Source organism: Zavarzinia sp. (assembly GCF_049306435.1).
Classification (GTDB): Bacteria; Pseudomonadota; Alphaproteobacteria; order Zavarziniales; family Zavarziniaceae; genus Zavarzinia.
Genome location: NZ_JBAQRT010000141.1, coordinates 1 through 15,400, shown reverse-complemented (window position 1 = coordinate 15,400; position 15,400 = coordinate 1). Strand labels below are relative to the sequence as shown.

Genomic DNA, 15,400 nt, shown 5'->3' with positions numbered 1-15,400 from the left:
ACTCCGGGTCATCGCCCACTGCTATCGACAGCCCTGTCAGAGTGACGGGGTCATGAATGGTAGCGGCGATCGAGGTGCGGGGCCTGACGAAGACATTCGGCGGCGGGCGCAAGGCGCTCGACGGCGTGGATCTCGTCGTCGCACCGGGTGAAATGGTGGCGCTGATCGGCGCGTCCGGTTCCGGCAAATCGACCCTGATGCGTCACATCGGCGGCCTTGTCGCCGGCGACCGTCACGCGACCGCCAGCGGCACCATCACCGTCAACGGCCGGGCCGTGCAGGCCAACGGCCGCGTCGATCGCGATATCCGCGCGATCCGGGCCGGCATCGGCTTCGTGTTCCAGCAGTTCGGCCTCGTCAATCGCATGAATGTGCTGACCAACACGCTGGTCGGCGCCCTGGGCCGGTTGCCGCACTGGCGGACCCTGCTCAAGTGGTTCCCGCGCGAGGATGTCGAGCTTGCCTTCGCCGCGCTGGCGCGCGTCGGCGTCGCCGACTGGGCGTTCGAGCGGGCGGGGGACCTGTCGGGTGGCCAGCAGCAGCGGGTCGCCATCGCCCGCGCCCTCGTCCAGAAGGCGCCCGTCCTGATGGCGGACGAGCCCATCGCCTCGCTCGATCCGTCGTCGTCGCGCAACGTCATGGAAATCCTGCAGCGGATCAACGCCGAGGACGGCATCACCGTCGTCGTCACCCTGCATCAGGTCGATTACGCGGTGAAATATTGCCCGCGTACCGTCGCCCTGCGGAAGGGGCGGGTCGTTTACGACGGCCCCTCCGCCGCGCTCACGCCCCAGCTCCTGTCCGAGCTTTATGCCGGCGACCGGGAAGCCGTCGCCGCGCTCTGGGGCACCTCGCTCGAAGAAGACGCCGACAGCCTCGAGGCCAAACTCGCGGCTGGACTGTCGTAACCCTCCCCCAACCACAAGGAAGCGGGACATGTTCAAGAAGACCATCGCCGCCATCGCCATGCTGGGCGCCGCGCTCGGCGTGACGGCCAAGGCGAACGCCGCCGAAGTGCTGAATTTCGGCATCATCTCGACGGAATCCTCGTCGAACCTGAAGACCATCTGGGATCCGTTCCTGGCCGACATGGCCAAGCAGACCGGCTTCGAGGTGAAGGCCTTCTTCGCTCCCGACTATGCCGGCATCATCGAGGGGATGCGCTTCAAGCAGGTCGATCTGGCCTGGTACGGCAACAAGTCGGCCATGGAAGCGGTTGATCGCGCCAATGGCGAGATTTTCGTCCAGACCGTCGCCGCCGATGGCTCGGCCGGCTACTACAGCCACCTGATCGTGCCGTCCGACAGCGGCCTGAACAGCCTCGAAGACCTGCTGAAGCATGGCGGCAAGGACCTGGTGTTCGGCAACGGTGATCCGAACTCGACCTCGGGCAACCTCGTTCCCGGCTATTATGTCTTCGCGCTGAACAACATCGACCCGAAGTCCTGGTTCAAGACCGTGCTGAACGCCGGTCACGAGGCCAATGCCCTCGCCGTCGCCAACAAGCAGGTCGATGTCGCCACCAACAATTCCGAAAATCTCGCCCGTCTGAAGGTGACGAAGCCGGAAGCCCTGGACAAGATCAAGGTCATCTGGACCTCGCCGATCATCCCGTCGGATCCTCTCGTCTGGCGCAAGGACCTGTCGGATGCCGACAAGGCCAAGCTGAAGGGCTTTTTCCTCGGCTATGGCACCGAGCGCGCGGGCTTCACCGCCGAGCAGGTCGCCGCCGAGAAAGCCGTCCTGGCCGGTCTGCAGTGGACGAACTTCCGCGCTTCGAATGACGATCAGCTGATCCCGATCCGCCAGCTCGACCTCTTCAAGAAGAAGCTCAAGATCATGGCCGACGAGTCCCTGAGCGCCGACGACAAGGCCAAGCAGGTCGCCGAGATCGAAGCGAAGCTGAAGGCCCTGGAAGCCAAGGCGAAGACCAACTGATCACGCGATCGAGGCGGTGCCGGTTCACGCCGGCATCGCCTTTTCTTTGTCGAAGGGCCGGCCATGTCCATGACCTCCAGCACCCCCTTGTCGCCGGAACTCGCCGCCCGCGCGGATGTCGAGGCACGCAAGCGGCTCTATTCGCTCGTCGGCTGGGCCGCCCTGATCGGATTGCTGGCGTTGTCCTATGGTGGGGCGGGAATAGACTTCGGCAAGCTCTGGGCGAACCGCGAGAATATCGCGACCCTTGGCGCCGATTTCGTGCCCAAGGATTTCCTGCTGTTCATGCGCCGCACCGATTGGCTGTTCTATGCCAGCGAGATGTGGGAGACGGTCCAGATCGCGATCTGGGGCACTTTCCTTGCCGTCATTTTCGCCGTGCCTTTCGGCCTCATGTGTTCCGCCAATGTCGCGCCCTGGTGGATCGTTCAGCCGACCCGGCGCCTGATGGATTCGCTGCGCGCTATCAACGAGATCGTCTTCGCCCTGCTGTTCGTCGTCGCCGTCGGCCTTGGCCCCTTCGCCGGGGTACTCGCGCTTTTCGTGCATACCACCGGCATCCTGGCCAAGCTGTTTTCCGAGGCGGTGGAGGCGATCGACCATCGCCCGGTCGAAGGCATAAGGGCGACGGGGGCGACCAGCCTCGAGGAAATCGTCTATGGCATCGTGCCCCAGGTGACACCGCTCTGGGTGTCCTATGCGCTCTACCGCTTCGAATCCAACGTGCGCTCGGCCGCGGTGCTCGGCATCGTCGGGGCCGGCGGCATCGGCATGGTGCTGCACGAGGAATTGCGCAGCTTCAACTACCCGACCGCCGCCGCGATCATGGTGATCATCATCGTCGCCGTCTCGCTGCTCGACATGCTGTCGGCCCGGCTGCGCAAATTCGCAGTTTGATCTGTTGAATATCGTATTCGACATTTTATTGATGTATAGGCTTGCGTGAAGCGGGCGATGGATGCAGATTGTCTCCGGCACGGTGCAGCCCCGTGCCGGAGACCCCATCTTGTCCGATCATGACTTCCTGCCCGTGTTCCAGCCCGGTTGGGTCTGGCTCGCCGGTGCCGGCCCCGGCGATCCGTCGTTGCTGACCCTCGGCGTGCACAGCGCGCTGGGCCAGGCCGATGTGATCGTCCATGACGCGCTGGTGGGCGGGGAGATCCTGCGCTTCGCCCGGCCGGGCGCTGTCCTCGAATATGCCGGCAAGCGGGGCGGGCGGCCGTCCTGCCGCCAGGCGGATATCACGGCGCGGCTGATCCAGCTCGCCCGTCAGGGCAAGCGGGTGCTGCGGCTCAAGGGTGGTGATCCCTTCATGTTCGGCCGCGGCGGGGAGGAGGCGCTGGCGCTGTCCCGTGCCGGCATTCCGTTCCGGGTCCTGCCGGGGGTGACCGCCGGCATCGGCGGCCTTGCCTATGGCGGCGTGCCGGCGACGCATCGCGAGGTGAATTCGGCCGTCACCTTCCTCACGGGGCATGACGCCGGCGGCGCGGTGCCGGACAATCTGGACTGGGACGCGATTTCGCGCGGCGCCCCGGTCCTCGTCATCTACATGGGTGTCCGCCATTTCGCGTTGATCGCCGAACGGCTGGTCGCCGCCGGCCGCCCGGCGGGCCAGCCCGTCGCCATCATCACCAATGCGACCTTGCCCGACCAGAAGGTGTGGGAAACCACGATCGCCGAAGCCGGCACCCTGATCGAGCGCGAAGCCATCGGCGCCCCGGCCATGATCGTCGTCGGCGAGGTGGTGCGCCTGCGTGCCGAGCTCGACTGGATCGGCCGCTTCGCGCAGCCGGACGCGGCCCTTCGCAGCGCCTGAGGGCGCCCTTTACCGTCCCCGCCGCCGCGCCGGGCGCCGACCCGGCAGTTCCGCCAGCACGGCGCGTTTCTCGTCGCCATCCATGAAGCCCCAGGCGCCGATCTCCTCGATCGTGCGCCAGCAGCCGGTGCACAGCCGGCTGACCGGATCCATCTTGCAGACCTTGATGCAGGGGGAGGGGGGATCGCCGTCGGCCGGCGCGAAAAATCGCTTGGACATGATCGCTCCTCTCTATCAGAGCAGCGACGTCTTGCCGATTCCGAAGGTCGGATCGGGTGATCGGCCCGCGTTCTCGCAGCGTGCCGTAGCGTCAAGCGATGGCGCCTTGATCGCACCATTTCCGCCGCTATCATGCCCTTCAACCGGTGCCGGCTCGATAACGGCAAAGACGGGTGAGGAGAGTAAAATGGATCTTTCGTTCAGTGCGGAAGACCTGGCGTTCCAGCGCGAGGTCCGCAGTTTCATCGCCGAGAATTACCCGGCGGATATCAAGGCGCGTTTCGACGCCGGCCTCGAACCTCACAAGGAGGATTTCGTCCGCTGGCAGAAGATCCTGTTCGAGAAGGGCTGGGTCGCCCCCGCCTGGCCGAAGGAATACGGCGGCACCGGCTGGACAGCGACCCAGAAATATATCTTCCAGGAAGAGCTGGGCGCGGCCAATACCCCCGGCATCATTCCCTTCGGCCTCAGCATGGTCGGGCCGGTGATCTACACCTTCGCCACCGAGGAGCAGAAGAAGCGCTTCTTGCCCGGTATTCTCTCGTCCGATGTCTGGTGGTGCCAGGGCTATTCAGAGCCGGGCTCGGGCTCCGACCTCGCCTCGCTGAAGACCAAGGCGGTGCGTCAGGGCGACAAATATATCGTCAATGGTTCCAAGACCTGGACCACCATGGCCCAATGGGCCGATTGGATCTTCTGTCTGGTGCGCACGGATTCGACCGTGAAGCAGCAGGAAGGCATCTCGTTCCTGCTGTTCGACATGAAGTCGCCCGGCGTCACCGTCCGTCCGATCATCACCCTGGACGGCGGTCATGAAGTGAACGAATGCTTCTTCGACAATGTCGAGGTGCCGGTCGAGAATCTGATCGGCCAGGAAGGCCAGGGCTGGACCTACGCCAAGTTCCTGCTCGGTCACGAACGCTCGGGCATCGCCGCCGTGGCGCGCTCCAAGCGCGGCATCGCCAAACTGAAGCAGATCGCCAACACCGAACTCGCCGATGGCGGCCCGCTGATCGAGGATCCGGATTACCGCCGCAAGCTGGCGGAACTCGAAATCGACCTGACCGCCCTCGAATATACCGAGCTGCGCACCCTCGCCCGGGAAAGCCAGGGCAAGGGCCCCGGCCCCGAATCCTCGATCCTCAAGATCAAGGGCACGGAAATCCAGCAGGCGATCACGGAACTCGCGGTCGAGGCGGCTGGCTATTACGCCTTCGCCTTCAACCGCCGCGCCATGGACGGCGCCAACGAGCCGATCATCGGCCCGGCGGCCACGGCCTTCGCCGCGCCGAGCTATTTCAACATGCGCAAGACCTCTATCTACGGCGGGTCGAACGAAATTCAGAAGAACATCATCGCCAAGATGGTGCTGGGTCTTTAAGGGGCGGGAACGGTCATGGATTTCAATTACAGTGACGAGCAGAAGCTGCTCATCGACAGCGTCGAGCGTTTCATCCAGGACGACTACGGCTTCGACACCCGCCGCGCCATCCTGAAGTCGGAGGACGGCTTCCGCCGCGACCTGTGGCAGAAGTTCGGCGAACTCGGCTGGCTGGCCGTGCCCTTCTCGGAAGAGGATGGCGGCCTCGGCGGCACCGCGGTCGAGACCATGATCATCATGGAATGTTTCGGCCGCGGCCTCGTGGTCGAGCCCTATCTCTCGACCGTCGTGCTCGCTGGCGGGTTGCTGCGCCTTGGCGGCAACGCGGGGCAGAAGGAAACCATCCTGCCCGAGCTGATGGCCGGCACGCTGCTCGCCGCCGTCGGTTACGCCGAGCCGACCTCGCGCTTCAACCTCGCCGACGTCTCGACGACGGCGGAGAAAACTTCGGGCGGCTGGGTCCTCAAGGGCCGCAAGTCGGTCGTCCTGCATGGCCCGATGGCGGACAAGCTGATCGTCTCGGCGCGCACCTCTGGCGGCCAACGTGACCAGGCGGGCATCACCCTGTTCGTGATCGATGCCGGTGCCGCCGGTGTCTCGCGCCAGGATTACCCGACGGTCGACGGGTTGCGCGCCTCGGAAATCATCCTCGACGGTGTCGCGGTCGGCGAAGCCGATGTCGTCGGCGCGGTGGGCGAGGGCTTCGCCCTTCTTGATCGCGTGATCGACGAGGCGACGGCGGCGATCTGCGCCGAGGCGGTCGGCGCCATGGAGACGCTGCACAAGGCGACCCTCGAATATGCCCGCACCCGCGTGCAGTTCGGCCAGCCGATCGGCCGTTTCCAGGTCATCCAGCACCGGCTGGTCGACATGTACATGGCCTATGAACAAGCCAAGTCCATGGCGATCATGGCCAACCTGAAGCTGGACGCCGCGCCCGAGGAACGCCGCCGCGCCGTCTCCGCCGCCAAGGTGCAGATCGGCAAATCGGCCCGCTTCATCGGCCAGCAGGCGGTGCAGCTCCACGGCGGCATGGGCATGACCGACGAACTCAACGTCGGCCATTACTTCAAGCGCCTGACCATGATCGAGACAATGTTCGGCAATACCGACTTCCACCTGAAGCGCTACGCGGCGTAATCGGGCGGATCACCAGGAAGCGGCGCTCCGGGCAATCGGGGCGCCGTTTTTCTTTGGCTGACACTGACGCCACGAGGCGGGCGCGATCTTGGCGCGCGGCGCCGCCTCTGTCTAAGCTGGCGGTCCTGATCCGCCGGAGTCTCCATGTCCACATCCTCGCCGCTGCCGCCGCCTTCGCTCGATCCGGCCGAGATCACGGCGCTGACCGATTCCTATTTCACTCGGACGCGGCGCATCGTCGAGCGTTTCGGCGATATCGACGTGACCTATGCCGTCTTCATGCGCCGGCCCGTGCTCTTCGCCTGCAAGCCGGCCATCGACTGGCTGGGGGACATCGCCAGGGCGCGCGGGGTGACTTTCGCCATCGAGCCGCGCTTCGCCGAGGGCGACCGGGTGGGGGCGGGGGAGCCGCTGTTCTATCTCACCGGCAGTTTCCGCCATCTCGTGGAGCTCGAGACCCTGTATCTGCAGAAGCTGGGCGCGGCCTGTGTCGCCGCCTTCAATGCCTATGCCATGGCCTGCGAATTGCCCCATGTCGCCTTCCTCGCCATGGAGGCGAGGCATACCACAGGGCCGGAGATGATGGCCCTGATGGCCTATGCCGCTTCGGTCGGTTCGGCCGCAGCAAAGCGCGACGTCGGGGCGAAGGGATTCATCGGCGGCGCCAACGACGCGACGGCGGCTTTCTTCGGCGCGGCGGCCGGCCTCGGCACCATGCCCCATGCCCTGATCGGCTATGCCGGCTCGACCCTGCGGGCGGCGGAAATGTTCGTCGAGACCTTTCCCGACACGCCCCTGACCATCCTGCCCGATTACTACGGCCGGGAAGTGACGGATACGCTGGAGGTCTGCCGGCGCTTTCCCGAGATGGCGGCGGCGGGCCGGCTCTCGGTCCGGCTGGATACCCATGGCGGGCGCTTCCTCGAAGGGCTCGACCCGCAGATATCCTATGGGGTGCTGGAGCGTCACGCGCCCCAGTCCTTCCGTCAGTACCGGACCGAGGAAGAGTTGAAATGGCTGGTCGGCACCGGGGTCTCCGCCGCCGCCATCTTCCGCCTGCGCGAGGTGCTGGACGCGGCGGGCTTTCCCGCCGTGAAGATCGTCGCTTCGTCCGGTTTCGGGCCGGCGAAATGCAAGGTGATGGCCAGCGTGAAGGCACCGATCGATGTCGTCGGCACCGGCTCCTTCCTGCCGGCCGACTGGCCCGAGACCTATGCCACGGCCGACATCATCCGCTATGGCGAGCGGGAGTCGGTGAAGATCGGCCGGGAGTTTCTGCTGCGGCCGAAGCTCTGAGCCGGTTTCTTTCAGCGTCGCTCCGGCGAAGGCCGGGATGACGCGACGGGAAAGGGCCTAGCGGTCGAAGTCGCGGTGCAGGTCGTGGACGATCACGCCTTCGCCCTGGTCGGGCTTCCGCAGCCAGTCGGGCCGGGACAGGGTGCGGCGGGTATCGTCATAGCCCGAGCGCCAATGTTCCAGCATCGAGGTGCGGGAGAATTCGAAATCCTTGGCGTCGCCCTCGTAGACCTTCTGCTGGTAGATCAGATGGGCGATGTTGACGGGCGGGATCTGCGAGACTTCGGCCAGGAGGGCGCGGTCTTCCTCGTCGAGGAGATGGGCCGGCACCTTGGACAGGGATTTGGCCACCCGCAGGCGGAAATCGTGGTTGCGGCGGTAGGTGTCGGTGGTGAAGCGGGTGCGGCTCGAATAGGTGATGTCCTTCTGCCGGGCCATCACGTCGCGCATGTCGCGGGGCAGGGCGCCGTTGGCGCTGAACAGGTCGACCTGGAAGGCGAGAGTCGAGAGCTGTTCCTTCTGGCTGAGCAGATAGAGGAGGGGCGTGTTCGAGACGATGCCGCCGTCCCAGTAATATTCGCCATCGACCTTCACCGCCGGAAAGGCCGGGGGCAGGGCGCCCGAGGCCATCACATGCTCGGGCAGGATGGTGTCGCGGTGATTGTCGAAATAGAGGAAGTTGCCGGTCTTCACATTGACCGCGCCGACCGAGAAGAAAATCTCATCATTGTTCAGCCGGTCGAAATCGACGAGGCGCAGCAATGTATCCCGCAAGGGGCTGGTGTCATAGAAACTGGTCGAGCCTTCGGCCCCGCGCAGCTGCAGCCAGGGATTGACCTGGCGTGGCATGAAAAAGCCCGGCTGGCCCTGCAGCGTGGTGACGACCGAGCTCCACTGGTTGCGCCAGGACCGGAAGACGTCGCCGTCGGGGGTGTAGAGCCAGATCTTGCGGTCGGAGATCAGCTCCCAGAATTCGCGCAGGCGCTCCAGCCGCAGGCCGGGGGGATTGCCGGCGATGATGGCGGCATTGACCGCGCCGATCGAGACACCCGACAGCCAGTTCGGCTCCACCCCGCGTTCGACCAGCGCTTCATAGACGCCCGCCTGATAGGCACCAAGCGCACCGCCGCCCTGAAACACGAGGGCCACGCGATCGTAGTCGGCGGCGATCCCCTCGATTTCGGTTGTCTTGGAGACGTCGAGCATTTGTGATTCCATCGATTTGAGCGGGCGGTTCGCCCCGGGCGAGAGTAGCGCCCTGTCCTCGCATCACAAGGCCGTGCTGGAGGGGCGATGCGCCGTCAGACGCCATGATGCGGCGGCGAGACATTGGCACAGGTCTATGTTGCAGTGCAATAAAGACCTTGGGCGAGCAAGGCTGCCATGAGCCAAGACGGCTTGCGCCACCGTGTCGCACCGATAACCATGCCGCCATGGAAAACAGCGCCCCTCTCGGTCACCGCGACATTCGCCGCATCATCATCGGCATCATGCTGGCCATGTTCCTCGGGGCGCTGGACCAGACCATCGTCGCCACGGCGATACCGACGATCGGCCGCGACCTTGGCGATGTCTCGGCCCTGTCCTGGGTCATCACCGCCTATCTGCTGGCCTCGACGGCGGTCACGCCGCTTTACGGCAAACTGTCGGATTCCCACGGCCGGCGGATGATGATGCGGATCGCCATCGTCATTTTCGTGGCCGGCTCCCTCGGTTGCGCGCTGGCGCCCGATATTTTCGTTCTGGTCCTCATGCGCGGCGTGCAGGGGCTGGGCGGCGGCGGCCTGATCTCCCTGTCGCAGACGATCATCGCCGATGTCGTCGCCCCTCGGGAGCGGGCGCGCTATCAGGCCTATATCGCCGGCATGTATAGTGTCGCCAGTTTCGGCGGGCCGGTGCTGGGCGGCGTTTTGTCGGAACATCTGCACTGGTCGATGATCTTCTGGATCAACCTGCCGATGGGGCTCGCCGCCCTCGTCATGACCGACCGGGTGTTGCGCCGGCTGCCCCGTCACGATCGACGCCATCGCATCGACCTGCCGGGGGCCGTGCTCATGGTGCTGGCCGCGGTCTCGCTTCTGCTGGCGCTGACCTGGGGTGGCGTCACCTTTCCCTGGGCCTCGGCGCCGATGCTTGGTCTTCTCGGGGCATCGGGGCTTTTCTGGTGCGCCTTCGCCTGGCGCATCGCGACGGCGGATCAGCCGTTTCTGCCGGTGTCGATCCTGCTCAATCCCGTGGTGCGGAACGCGATCGCCGCCGCTTTCTTCACCATGGGTTCGATGATCGGCCTGTGCATGTTCATCCCGATCTATCTCGAGGTGATGCGCGGCCATGCCGCCGGCTCGTCCGGCCTGATGCTGATCGCCTTCATGGGCACGGTGCCGATCGGCGCCATGATCGCCGGCCGGGCCATGGCGAAACTGCGGCACTACAAGCTGCCGTCGCTGATCGGCCTGCCGGTTTCGGCCCTGATGATCGCGATCCTGGCGATCTGGCCTGCCGATGTCTCGGACGAGGTCATCCTGGCCCTGATGGCGGTCGCGGGCATCGGTATCGGCTGCGTCCTGCCGGTCACCACCGTCTCGATCCAGAACGCGGTGCCGATGGGGGAGATGGGAACGGCGACGGGGGCGATGAATTTCTTCCGCTCGCTGGGCAGCGCCCTGCTGGTCGCCGGCTTCTCGGCCCTGTTTTTCGCCGGGCTTGGCGACGCGCTGCCGCTGGTGCCGGTCGAGTTGCTGGCCGGGCACCTGGGGGGCAGGGGGGCGGAACTCGCCCCCGTGTTCTCTCATGTCTTTGCCGCGGCGGCCTTCTGCCTGGTCTGCGGCTGCGGCTTCATGCTGAACATGGAGGAGCGGCCGCTGCGCGCCAGCGTGGAGTCAAGGCCGGCCGAATAGGCGGACGCTCAGCGCCGGCCCATCAGGCCCGGCGGCAGGGCGTTGCCCGTGTCGTCGTCTTCCATGGCGGGGCCGCCGCGCTCGCGCTGGGCCTGCTCGCGGATGGCCGGGTCGCGCATGATCAGCGGCGCGAGGTCGGTCAGTTCCATGAAATGATCGGCCTGGCGGCGCAATTCGTCGGCGATCATGGGCGGGCTGGAACGCACGGTCGAGACCACGGAAACCCGCACACCCCGGGCCTGCACCGCCTCGGCCAGGCGGCGGAAACCGCCATCGCCCGAGAACAGGATGGCGTGGTCGAGGCGCGGGCTGAGATCCAGCATGTCACAGGCCAGCTCGATATCCATGCTGCCCTTGATCCGCCGACGCCCCTGGGAGTCGGTGAATTCCTTGGCCGGCTTGGTGACCACGGTGTAACCGTTGTAGTCCAGCCAGTCGATCAGCGGACGGATGGGCGAATATTCCTCGCCTTCAAGGAGCGCCGTGTAGTAGTAGGCGCGGGTCAGGCGGCCACGCTTGCCGAATTCGGCGAGCAGGCGCCGGTAGTCGATGTCGAAACCGAGGTTTCGCGCCGCCGAAAACAGATTGGCGCCATCAATGAAGAGCGCGATCCGCTCGTTCGGATAAAAAGTCATATCTAAAATATCTCCACGGGTGGCCGGGACCACGGGGGAAAGCCCCGAACCTGAACTGCTAATATCTCAAGTTAGGACAGATGTCTCTCCACGGAAAGGAATAGTCGTGATCGTCATCGGTCTTGGGGCAAATCTCCCGGATTCGAAGGGCCGGCCGGCGGCGGAGACTTTGCGGGCCGCGATTTCTGTACTTCAAGCCACGACATGTTTCGAATTCGTTGCCGCTTCCCGGTTGTGGGAGACCGCGCCCGTGCCCGTATCCGACCAGCCCTGGTATGTGAATGCCGTCATGGTGGCGCGGGCCAAGGCGCCACCGGCGGAAATCCTGGCCCGGCTGCATGGCATCGAGGCCGATTTCGGCCGGGTCAGGCTGCGGCGCTGGGAGGCGCGGGTGCTCGATCTCGATCTTCTGGACGCCGATGGTCTCGTGACCGGCGCCGACCAGATGGAGGGACTGGTGCTGCCGCATCCCCGCATGGCGGACCGGGCCTTCGTGCTGCGCCCCCTGGCCGAGGTCGCGCCCGGCTGGCGGCATCCGGTCAGCGGCGAATCGATCGCCGCGCTGATCGACCGCCTCGACCCCGGCCAGATCTGCCGGCCCCTGGGGGATTGAGGGAATCCTTGCTTTCCCCTGTCGGCATTACTATGTTCACTGTTCGCTTGAAAAACTAACGGGAGTTGCCGCGTATGGCTCGCGTCACCGTTGAAGACTGTGTTCTCAAGGTTCCGAACCGCTTCGAGCTCGTGCTCCTGGCCGGTCATCGCGCGCGCGGCATCTCGGCCGGCGCGCCGCTGACCGTCACCCGCGACAACGACAAGAATCCGGTCGTCGCCCTGCGCGAGATCGCCGACGAAACCGTGCCGGTGCGCGGCCTGCGCGACAGCCTCATCGGCACGCTGCAGCACCATGTCGAGAAGGACGAGCCGGTCGAGGACGATATGCCCCGCCTGATGGCTGGCCAGGACATCGCCTTCGAGCAGATCGCCGCCGAAGACTACAGCGATTCCATGTCCGATCTCGCGGCTGAACTCGACGCTGCCCTCGGTGGCGACGACAGCGACGAATAAGGCGGCTTCTTCCGCCTCGAGGGGCCGTTTCCTTCAGGAACGGCCCCGTTTTTGCCTCGACTCCCTTCCTTTTGCCCTGACTCGGGGTGACCGCTCTTGATCCGCCAGTACGAACTCGTCGAGCGCGTGCGCGCCTACGATCCCCAGGCGGACGAGAATCTGCTGAACCGCGCCTATGTCTTCTCGATGAAGGCCCATGGCAGTCAGAAGCGGGCTTCGGGCGATCCCTATTTCTCGCATCCGCTCGAAGTCGCCGGCATCCTGACCGAGATGAAGCTGGACAGTAACACCATCGTTACCGCCCTGCTGCACGACACGATCGAGGATACGGTCGCCACCTACGAAGACATCGAGAAACTGTTCGGCTCCAAGGTCGCCCAGCTGGTCGACGGCGTGACCAAGCTCTCGAAGCTGGAGCGTCCCGCCTCGGAATCGGCGCGCCAGGCCGAGAATTTCCGCAAGCTGCTGGTCGCGATGTCGAACGACATTCGCGTGCTGCTGGTCAAGCTGGCCGACCGGCTGCACAACATGCGCACCCTTCACTTCATCAAGGATCCCGAGAAGCGCAAGCGCATCGCGGTCGAGACGATGGAGATCTACGCCCCGCTGGCCGAGCGCATCGGCATGCAGGAAATGCGCGAGGAGCTGGAAGACCTCTCCTTCGCGCAGATCAACCCCGATGCCCGCGAAGGCATCATCGCCCGGCTCGACTTCCTGCGGGCCAAGGGCGGCACCATCATTCCCAAGGTCTCGGAACAACTGCGCCGGACGCTGGCGGCGGCGGGTATCGAGGCGTCGGTGCAGGGCCGGGAAAAGCGGCCCTATTCGATCTGGCGCAAGATGGAGAACAAGAACATCTCCTTCGAGCAGTTGTCGGACATCATGGCCTTCCGCATCATCGTCTCGGACACGACGGAGTGTTACAAGACGCTGGGCGCGATCCACGCCGCCTATCCGATGGTGCACGGGCGCTTCAAGGATTACATCTCGACACCGAAGCGGAACGGCTATCGTTCCCTGCATTCGACCGTGATCGGGCCGGAGCGCCAGAAGATCGAGGTGCAGATCCGCACCCGCGAAATGCATGAGGTCGCGGAACTCGGTGTCGCCGCCCACTGGCGCTACAAGGAGACGCCGCCCGGCACGGCGCCCGCCGCCCTGCCGGCTTCCCCGACGGACGGGATGCAGTACCGCTGGCTGCGCGAGCTGCTGGAGATTCTGGAACATGCCTCCAGCCCCGAGGAATTCCTCGAGCACACGAAGCTTGAGATGTTCCAGGGCCAGGTTTTCTGCTTCACGCCGAAGGGCGATCTGATCGACCTGCCGAAGGGGGCGACGCCGCTCGACTTCGCCTATGCGGTTCATACCTCGGTCGGCCATACCTGCGTCGGGGCCAAGGTGAACGGCCGCCTGCAGCCCCTGCGCACCGAGCTGCAGAATGGCGATCAGGTCGAGATCGTCCGCTCCCGCGCGCAGACACCCAGCGCGGACTGGGAAAACATCGTCGTCACCGGTCATGCGCGCTCGGCCATCAGGCGTTTCCTGCGTGGCCAGCAGCGCGACCAATATCTGGCCCTCGGCAAGGAAATCCTCGCCAAGGCGTTCCAGCAGGGTGGCCACGAGGCGAGCGAGAAAGCCTTCGACGCCGCCGCGAAGGCACTGCGCCACAAATCGATCGACGATCTCCAGGTCGCCGTGGGCCAGGGACTGGTGACCGGCCGCGCCGTGGTCGAGGCGATCTTCCCGGGCGAGAAGCTGAAGGATCAGGGCAAGGTCGTGCCCCTGGCAAGGGCCAAGGCGGCGCCGCGCAATGGCATCGCCAAGGGCGTGCCGATCAAGGGACTGATCCCCGGCATGGCGATTCACTATGCCGGCTGCTGCCACCCGCTGCCCGGTGACCGCATCGTCGGCATCGTTTCCACCGGGCGCGGCGTCACGGTGCATTCGATCGACTGCAAGATGCTGGAGCAATACAACGACCAGCCCGAACGCTGGCTCGACCTTGCCTGGTCGGACGATGGCGATGAGGATCACCACACCGGCCGGATCACGGCGATCGTCTCGAACGAGCCGGGATCGCTGTCGACCGTCGCCACCGTCATCGCCAAGAATCTCGGCAATGTCGTCAATCTCAAGTTCACCGACCGCAGCACCGATTTCGTCGAGATGATGATCGATATCGAGGTGCGCGATCTGAAGCACCTGACCTCGATCGTCGCGGCGCTGCGCGCCAATCCCGCGGTCACCTCGGTCGAGCGGGCGCGGGGCTGAACCGGCCGGGGCCGCGCGGCTCCCGCCGTCACTGGATGGAACTCATGAATCAGGCACAGGTACTCGACGAATTCCGCGCCGCGAAGGCGCTGCTCGAAGGTCATTTCATCCTGACGTCCGGCCTGCGCAGCCCGATGTATCTGCAGTGCGCCCGCGTCCTGATGGACCCGAAGCGCGCCGACCGCCTGTGCGCCGCCCTGGCCGCCAAGGTTGGGGCCGAGGTGGGCGAGGGGATCGATCTCGTGGTCTCGCCGGCCATGGGCGGTGTCGTCGTCGGTTACGAGATGGGCCGCCAGCTGGGCGTGCCGGCGATCTTCGTCGAGCGGGTGGACGGCCAGTTCGCGCTGCGCCGCGGTTTCGAGATCCCGGCCGGCGCCCGCTGCCTGATGGTCGAGGATGTGGTGACCACCGGCCTATCGTCGCGCGAATGCATCAAGGTGATCGAGGCCTTGGGCGGCAGGGTCGTCGCCGGGGCCTCGCTGGTCGACCGTTCGGATGGCAAGGCCGATATCGGCGTGCCGCTGGTCTCGCTCCTCAGGCTCGACGTGCCGAGTTATTCGCCCGACAATCTGCCGCCCGAACTCGCGGCCGTGCCGGCGATCAAGCCCGGCAGCCGCGGCCTCAAGTAGGAACCGATCATGAGTGCCGTGCTTCCGCCCTTGCGTCTTGGCGTCAACATCGACCATGTCGCCACCATCCGAAACGCCCGGGGCGGCCGCCTGCCGGATCCGGTGCGGGC

General features: G+C 65.4%; 16 protein-coding genes. 13 read left to right on the top strand and 3 right to left on the bottom strand.

Annotation, left to right across the window (positions count from 1 at the left end; translation table 11 throughout):
• Window positions 1-56 precede the first annotated feature (56 nt).
• From phnC to cobA, 4 genes are all read left to right on the top strand, one after another.
• A complete protein-coding gene (gene phnC, locus WAZ62_RS07570) occupies window positions 57-908 on the top strand; it encodes a phosphonate ABC transporter ATP-binding protein (protein WP_422642908.1) in 852 nt (283 codons plus the stop codon).
• A 28-nt stretch (window positions 909-936) separates the two neighbouring features.
• Window positions 937-1,938, top strand: a complete 1,002-nt coding sequence (gene phnD / locus WAZ62_RS07565; protein WP_422642907.1) for a phosphonate ABC transporter substrate-binding protein — start codon at window positions 937-939, stop codon at window positions 1,936-1,938.
• Between the two features lie 63 nt (window positions 1,939-2,001).
• Window positions 2,002-2,835: a phosphonate ABC transporter, permease protein PhnE gene (phnE, locus tag WAZ62_RS07560; RefSeq protein WP_422642906.1), complete on the top strand. Its 834-nt coding sequence runs from the start codon at window positions 2,002-2,004 to the stop codon at window positions 2,833-2,835.
• 109 nt (window positions 2,836-2,944) lie between these two features.
• Window positions 2,945-3,754, top strand: coding sequence for a uroporphyrinogen-III C-methyltransferase (cobA, locus tag WAZ62_RS07555; protein WP_422642905.1), 810 nt, complete (start codon window positions 2,945-2,947; stop codon window positions 3,752-3,754).
• Between the two features lie 9 nt (window positions 3,755-3,763).
• On the opposite strand, the gene WAZ62_RS07550 is transcribed toward cobA, so the two are convergent.
• Window positions 3,764-3,973 (bottom strand): DUF1289 domain-containing protein, encoded by a 210-nt coding sequence (locus tag WAZ62_RS07550; RefSeq protein ID WP_422642904.1) that lies wholly within the window; start codon window positions 3,971-3,973, stop codon window positions 3,764-3,766.
• A 187-nt stretch (window positions 3,974-4,160) separates the two neighbouring features.
• Here WAZ62_RS07550 and WAZ62_RS07545 point away from each other — a divergent pair, with 187 nt between their 5' ends.
• The 3 genes from WAZ62_RS07545 (at window position 4,161) to WAZ62_RS07535 (ending at window position 7,790) form a co-directional block, all read left to right on the top strand.
• Complete coding sequence (locus WAZ62_RS07545) at window positions 4,161-5,354, top strand: acyl-CoA dehydrogenase family protein (RefSeq protein WP_422642903.1); 1,194 nt, start codon at window positions 4,161-4,163, stop codon at window positions 5,352-5,354.
• A gap of 15 nt (window positions 5,355-5,369) precedes the next feature.
• Window positions 5,370-6,494 carry an acyl-CoA dehydrogenase family protein gene (locus WAZ62_RS07540; protein WP_422642902.1) on the top strand — a complete coding sequence of 375 codons (1,125 nt, stop codon included), beginning with the start codon at window positions 5,370-5,372 and terminating at the stop codon, window positions 6,492-6,494.
• Window positions 6,495-6,638: 144 nt separating this feature from the next.
• Window positions 6,639-7,790 carry a nicotinate phosphoribosyltransferase gene (locus WAZ62_RS07535; protein ID WP_422642901.1) on the top strand — a complete coding sequence of 384 codons (1,152 nt, stop codon included), beginning with the start codon at window positions 6,639-6,641 and terminating at the stop codon, window positions 7,788-7,790.
• 57 nt (window positions 7,791-7,847) lie between these two features.
• On the opposite strand, the gene WAZ62_RS07530 is transcribed toward WAZ62_RS07535, so the two are convergent.
• The gene (locus WAZ62_RS07530; RefSeq protein WP_422642900.1) at window positions 7,848-8,996 is read right to left on the bottom strand and encodes a patatin-like phospholipase family protein; all 1,149 of its coding nucleotides are present in this window, start codon (window positions 8,994-8,996) and stop codon (window positions 7,848-7,850) included.
• Window positions 8,997-9,223: 227 nt separating this feature from the next.
• Between WAZ62_RS07530 and WAZ62_RS07525 the strand changes: the two genes are divergently transcribed.
• Complete coding sequence (locus WAZ62_RS07525) at window positions 9,224-10,687, top strand: MDR family MFS transporter (RefSeq protein ID WP_422642899.1); 1,464 nt, start codon at window positions 9,224-9,226, stop codon at window positions 10,685-10,687.
• A gap of 8 nt (window positions 10,688-10,695) precedes the next feature.
• Here the strand turns inward: WAZ62_RS07525 and WAZ62_RS07520 are convergent, their stop codons facing one another.
• Window positions 10,696-11,322 carry an NYN domain-containing protein gene (locus WAZ62_RS07520; RefSeq protein ID WP_422642898.1) on the bottom strand — a complete coding sequence of 209 codons (627 nt, stop codon included), beginning with the start codon at window positions 11,320-11,322 and terminating at the stop codon, window positions 10,696-10,698.
• A gap of 19 nt (window positions 11,323-11,341) precedes the next feature.
• On the opposite strand from WAZ62_RS07520, the gene folK reads away from it, so the two are divergent.
• From folK to WAZ62_RS07495, 5 genes are all read left to right on the top strand, one after another.
• Window positions 11,342-11,935, top strand: a complete 594-nt coding sequence (folK, locus tag WAZ62_RS07515) for a 2-amino-4-hydroxy-6-hydroxymethyldihydropteridine diphosphokinase (protein ID WP_422642897.1) — start codon at window positions 11,342-11,344, stop codon at window positions 11,933-11,935.
• A 74-nt stretch (window positions 11,936-12,009) separates the two neighbouring features.
• Entirely contained in the window at window positions 12,010-12,390 is a 381-nt protein-coding gene (rpoZ, locus tag WAZ62_RS07510) for a DNA-directed RNA polymerase subunit omega (protein ID WP_422642896.1), read from the top strand.
• 96 nt (window positions 12,391-12,486) lie between these two features.
• Entirely contained in the window at window positions 12,487-14,661 is a 2,175-nt protein-coding gene (locus tag WAZ62_RS07505) for a RelA/SpoT family protein (protein WP_422642895.1), read from the top strand.
• A 44-nt stretch (window positions 14,662-14,705) separates the two neighbouring features.
• Window positions 14,706-15,290, top strand: a complete 585-nt coding sequence (pyrE, locus tag WAZ62_RS07500) for an orotate phosphoribosyltransferase (protein ID WP_422642894.1) — start codon at window positions 14,706-14,708, stop codon at window positions 15,288-15,290.
• A gap of 9 nt (window positions 15,291-15,299) precedes the next feature.
• The coding region (locus WAZ62_RS07495; RefSeq protein ID WP_422642933.1) for a pyridoxine 5'-phosphate synthase at window positions 15,300-15,400 on the top strand (101 nt) is incomplete at its 3' end.

Excerpts from the sequence above, each read along its gene's own strand:
- phnC (WP_422642908.1), top strand. The coding sequence starts at position 57 with ATGGTAGCGGCGATCGAGGTGCGGGGCCTGACGAAGACATTCGGCGGC.
- phnD (WP_422642907.1), top strand. The coding sequence starts at position 937 with ATGTTCAAGAAGACCATCGCCGCCATCGCCATGCTGGGCGCCGCGCTC.
- phnE (WP_422642906.1), top strand. The coding sequence starts at position 2,002 with ATGTCCATGACCTCCAGCACCCCCTTGTCGCCGGAACTCGCCGCCCGC.
- WAZ62_RS07550 (WP_422642904.1), bottom strand. The coding sequence starts at position 3,973 with ATGTCCAAGCGATTTTTCGCGCCGGCCGACGGCGATCCCCCCTCCCCC.
- WAZ62_RS07545 (WP_422642903.1), top strand. The coding sequence starts at position 4,161 with ATGGATCTTTCGTTCAGTGCGGAAGACCTGGCGTTCCAGCGCGAGGTC.
- WAZ62_RS07540 (WP_422642902.1), top strand. The coding sequence starts at position 5,370 with ATGGATTTCAATTACAGTGACGAGCAGAAGCTGCTCATCGACAGCGTC.
- WAZ62_RS07535 (WP_422642901.1), top strand. The coding sequence starts at position 6,639 with ATGTCCACATCCTCGCCGCTGCCGCCGCCTTCGCTCGATCCGGCCGAG.
- WAZ62_RS07530 (WP_422642900.1), bottom strand. The coding sequence starts at position 8,996 with ATGCTCGACGTCTCCAAGACAACCGAAATCGAGGGGATCGCCGCCGAC.
- WAZ62_RS07525 (WP_422642899.1), top strand. The coding sequence starts at position 9,224 with ATGGAAAACAGCGCCCCTCTCGGTCACCGCGACATTCGCCGCATCATC.
- WAZ62_RS07520 (WP_422642898.1), bottom strand. The coding sequence starts at position 11,322 with ATGACTTTTTATCCGAACGAGCGGATCGCGCTCTTCATTGATGGCGCC.
- rpoZ (WP_422642896.1), top strand. The coding sequence starts at position 12,010 with ATGGCTCGCGTCACCGTTGAAGACTGTGTTCTCAAGGTTCCGAACCGC.
- pyrE (WP_422642894.1), top strand. The coding sequence starts at position 14,706 with ATGAATCAGGCACAGGTACTCGACGAATTCCGCGCCGCGAAGGCGCTG.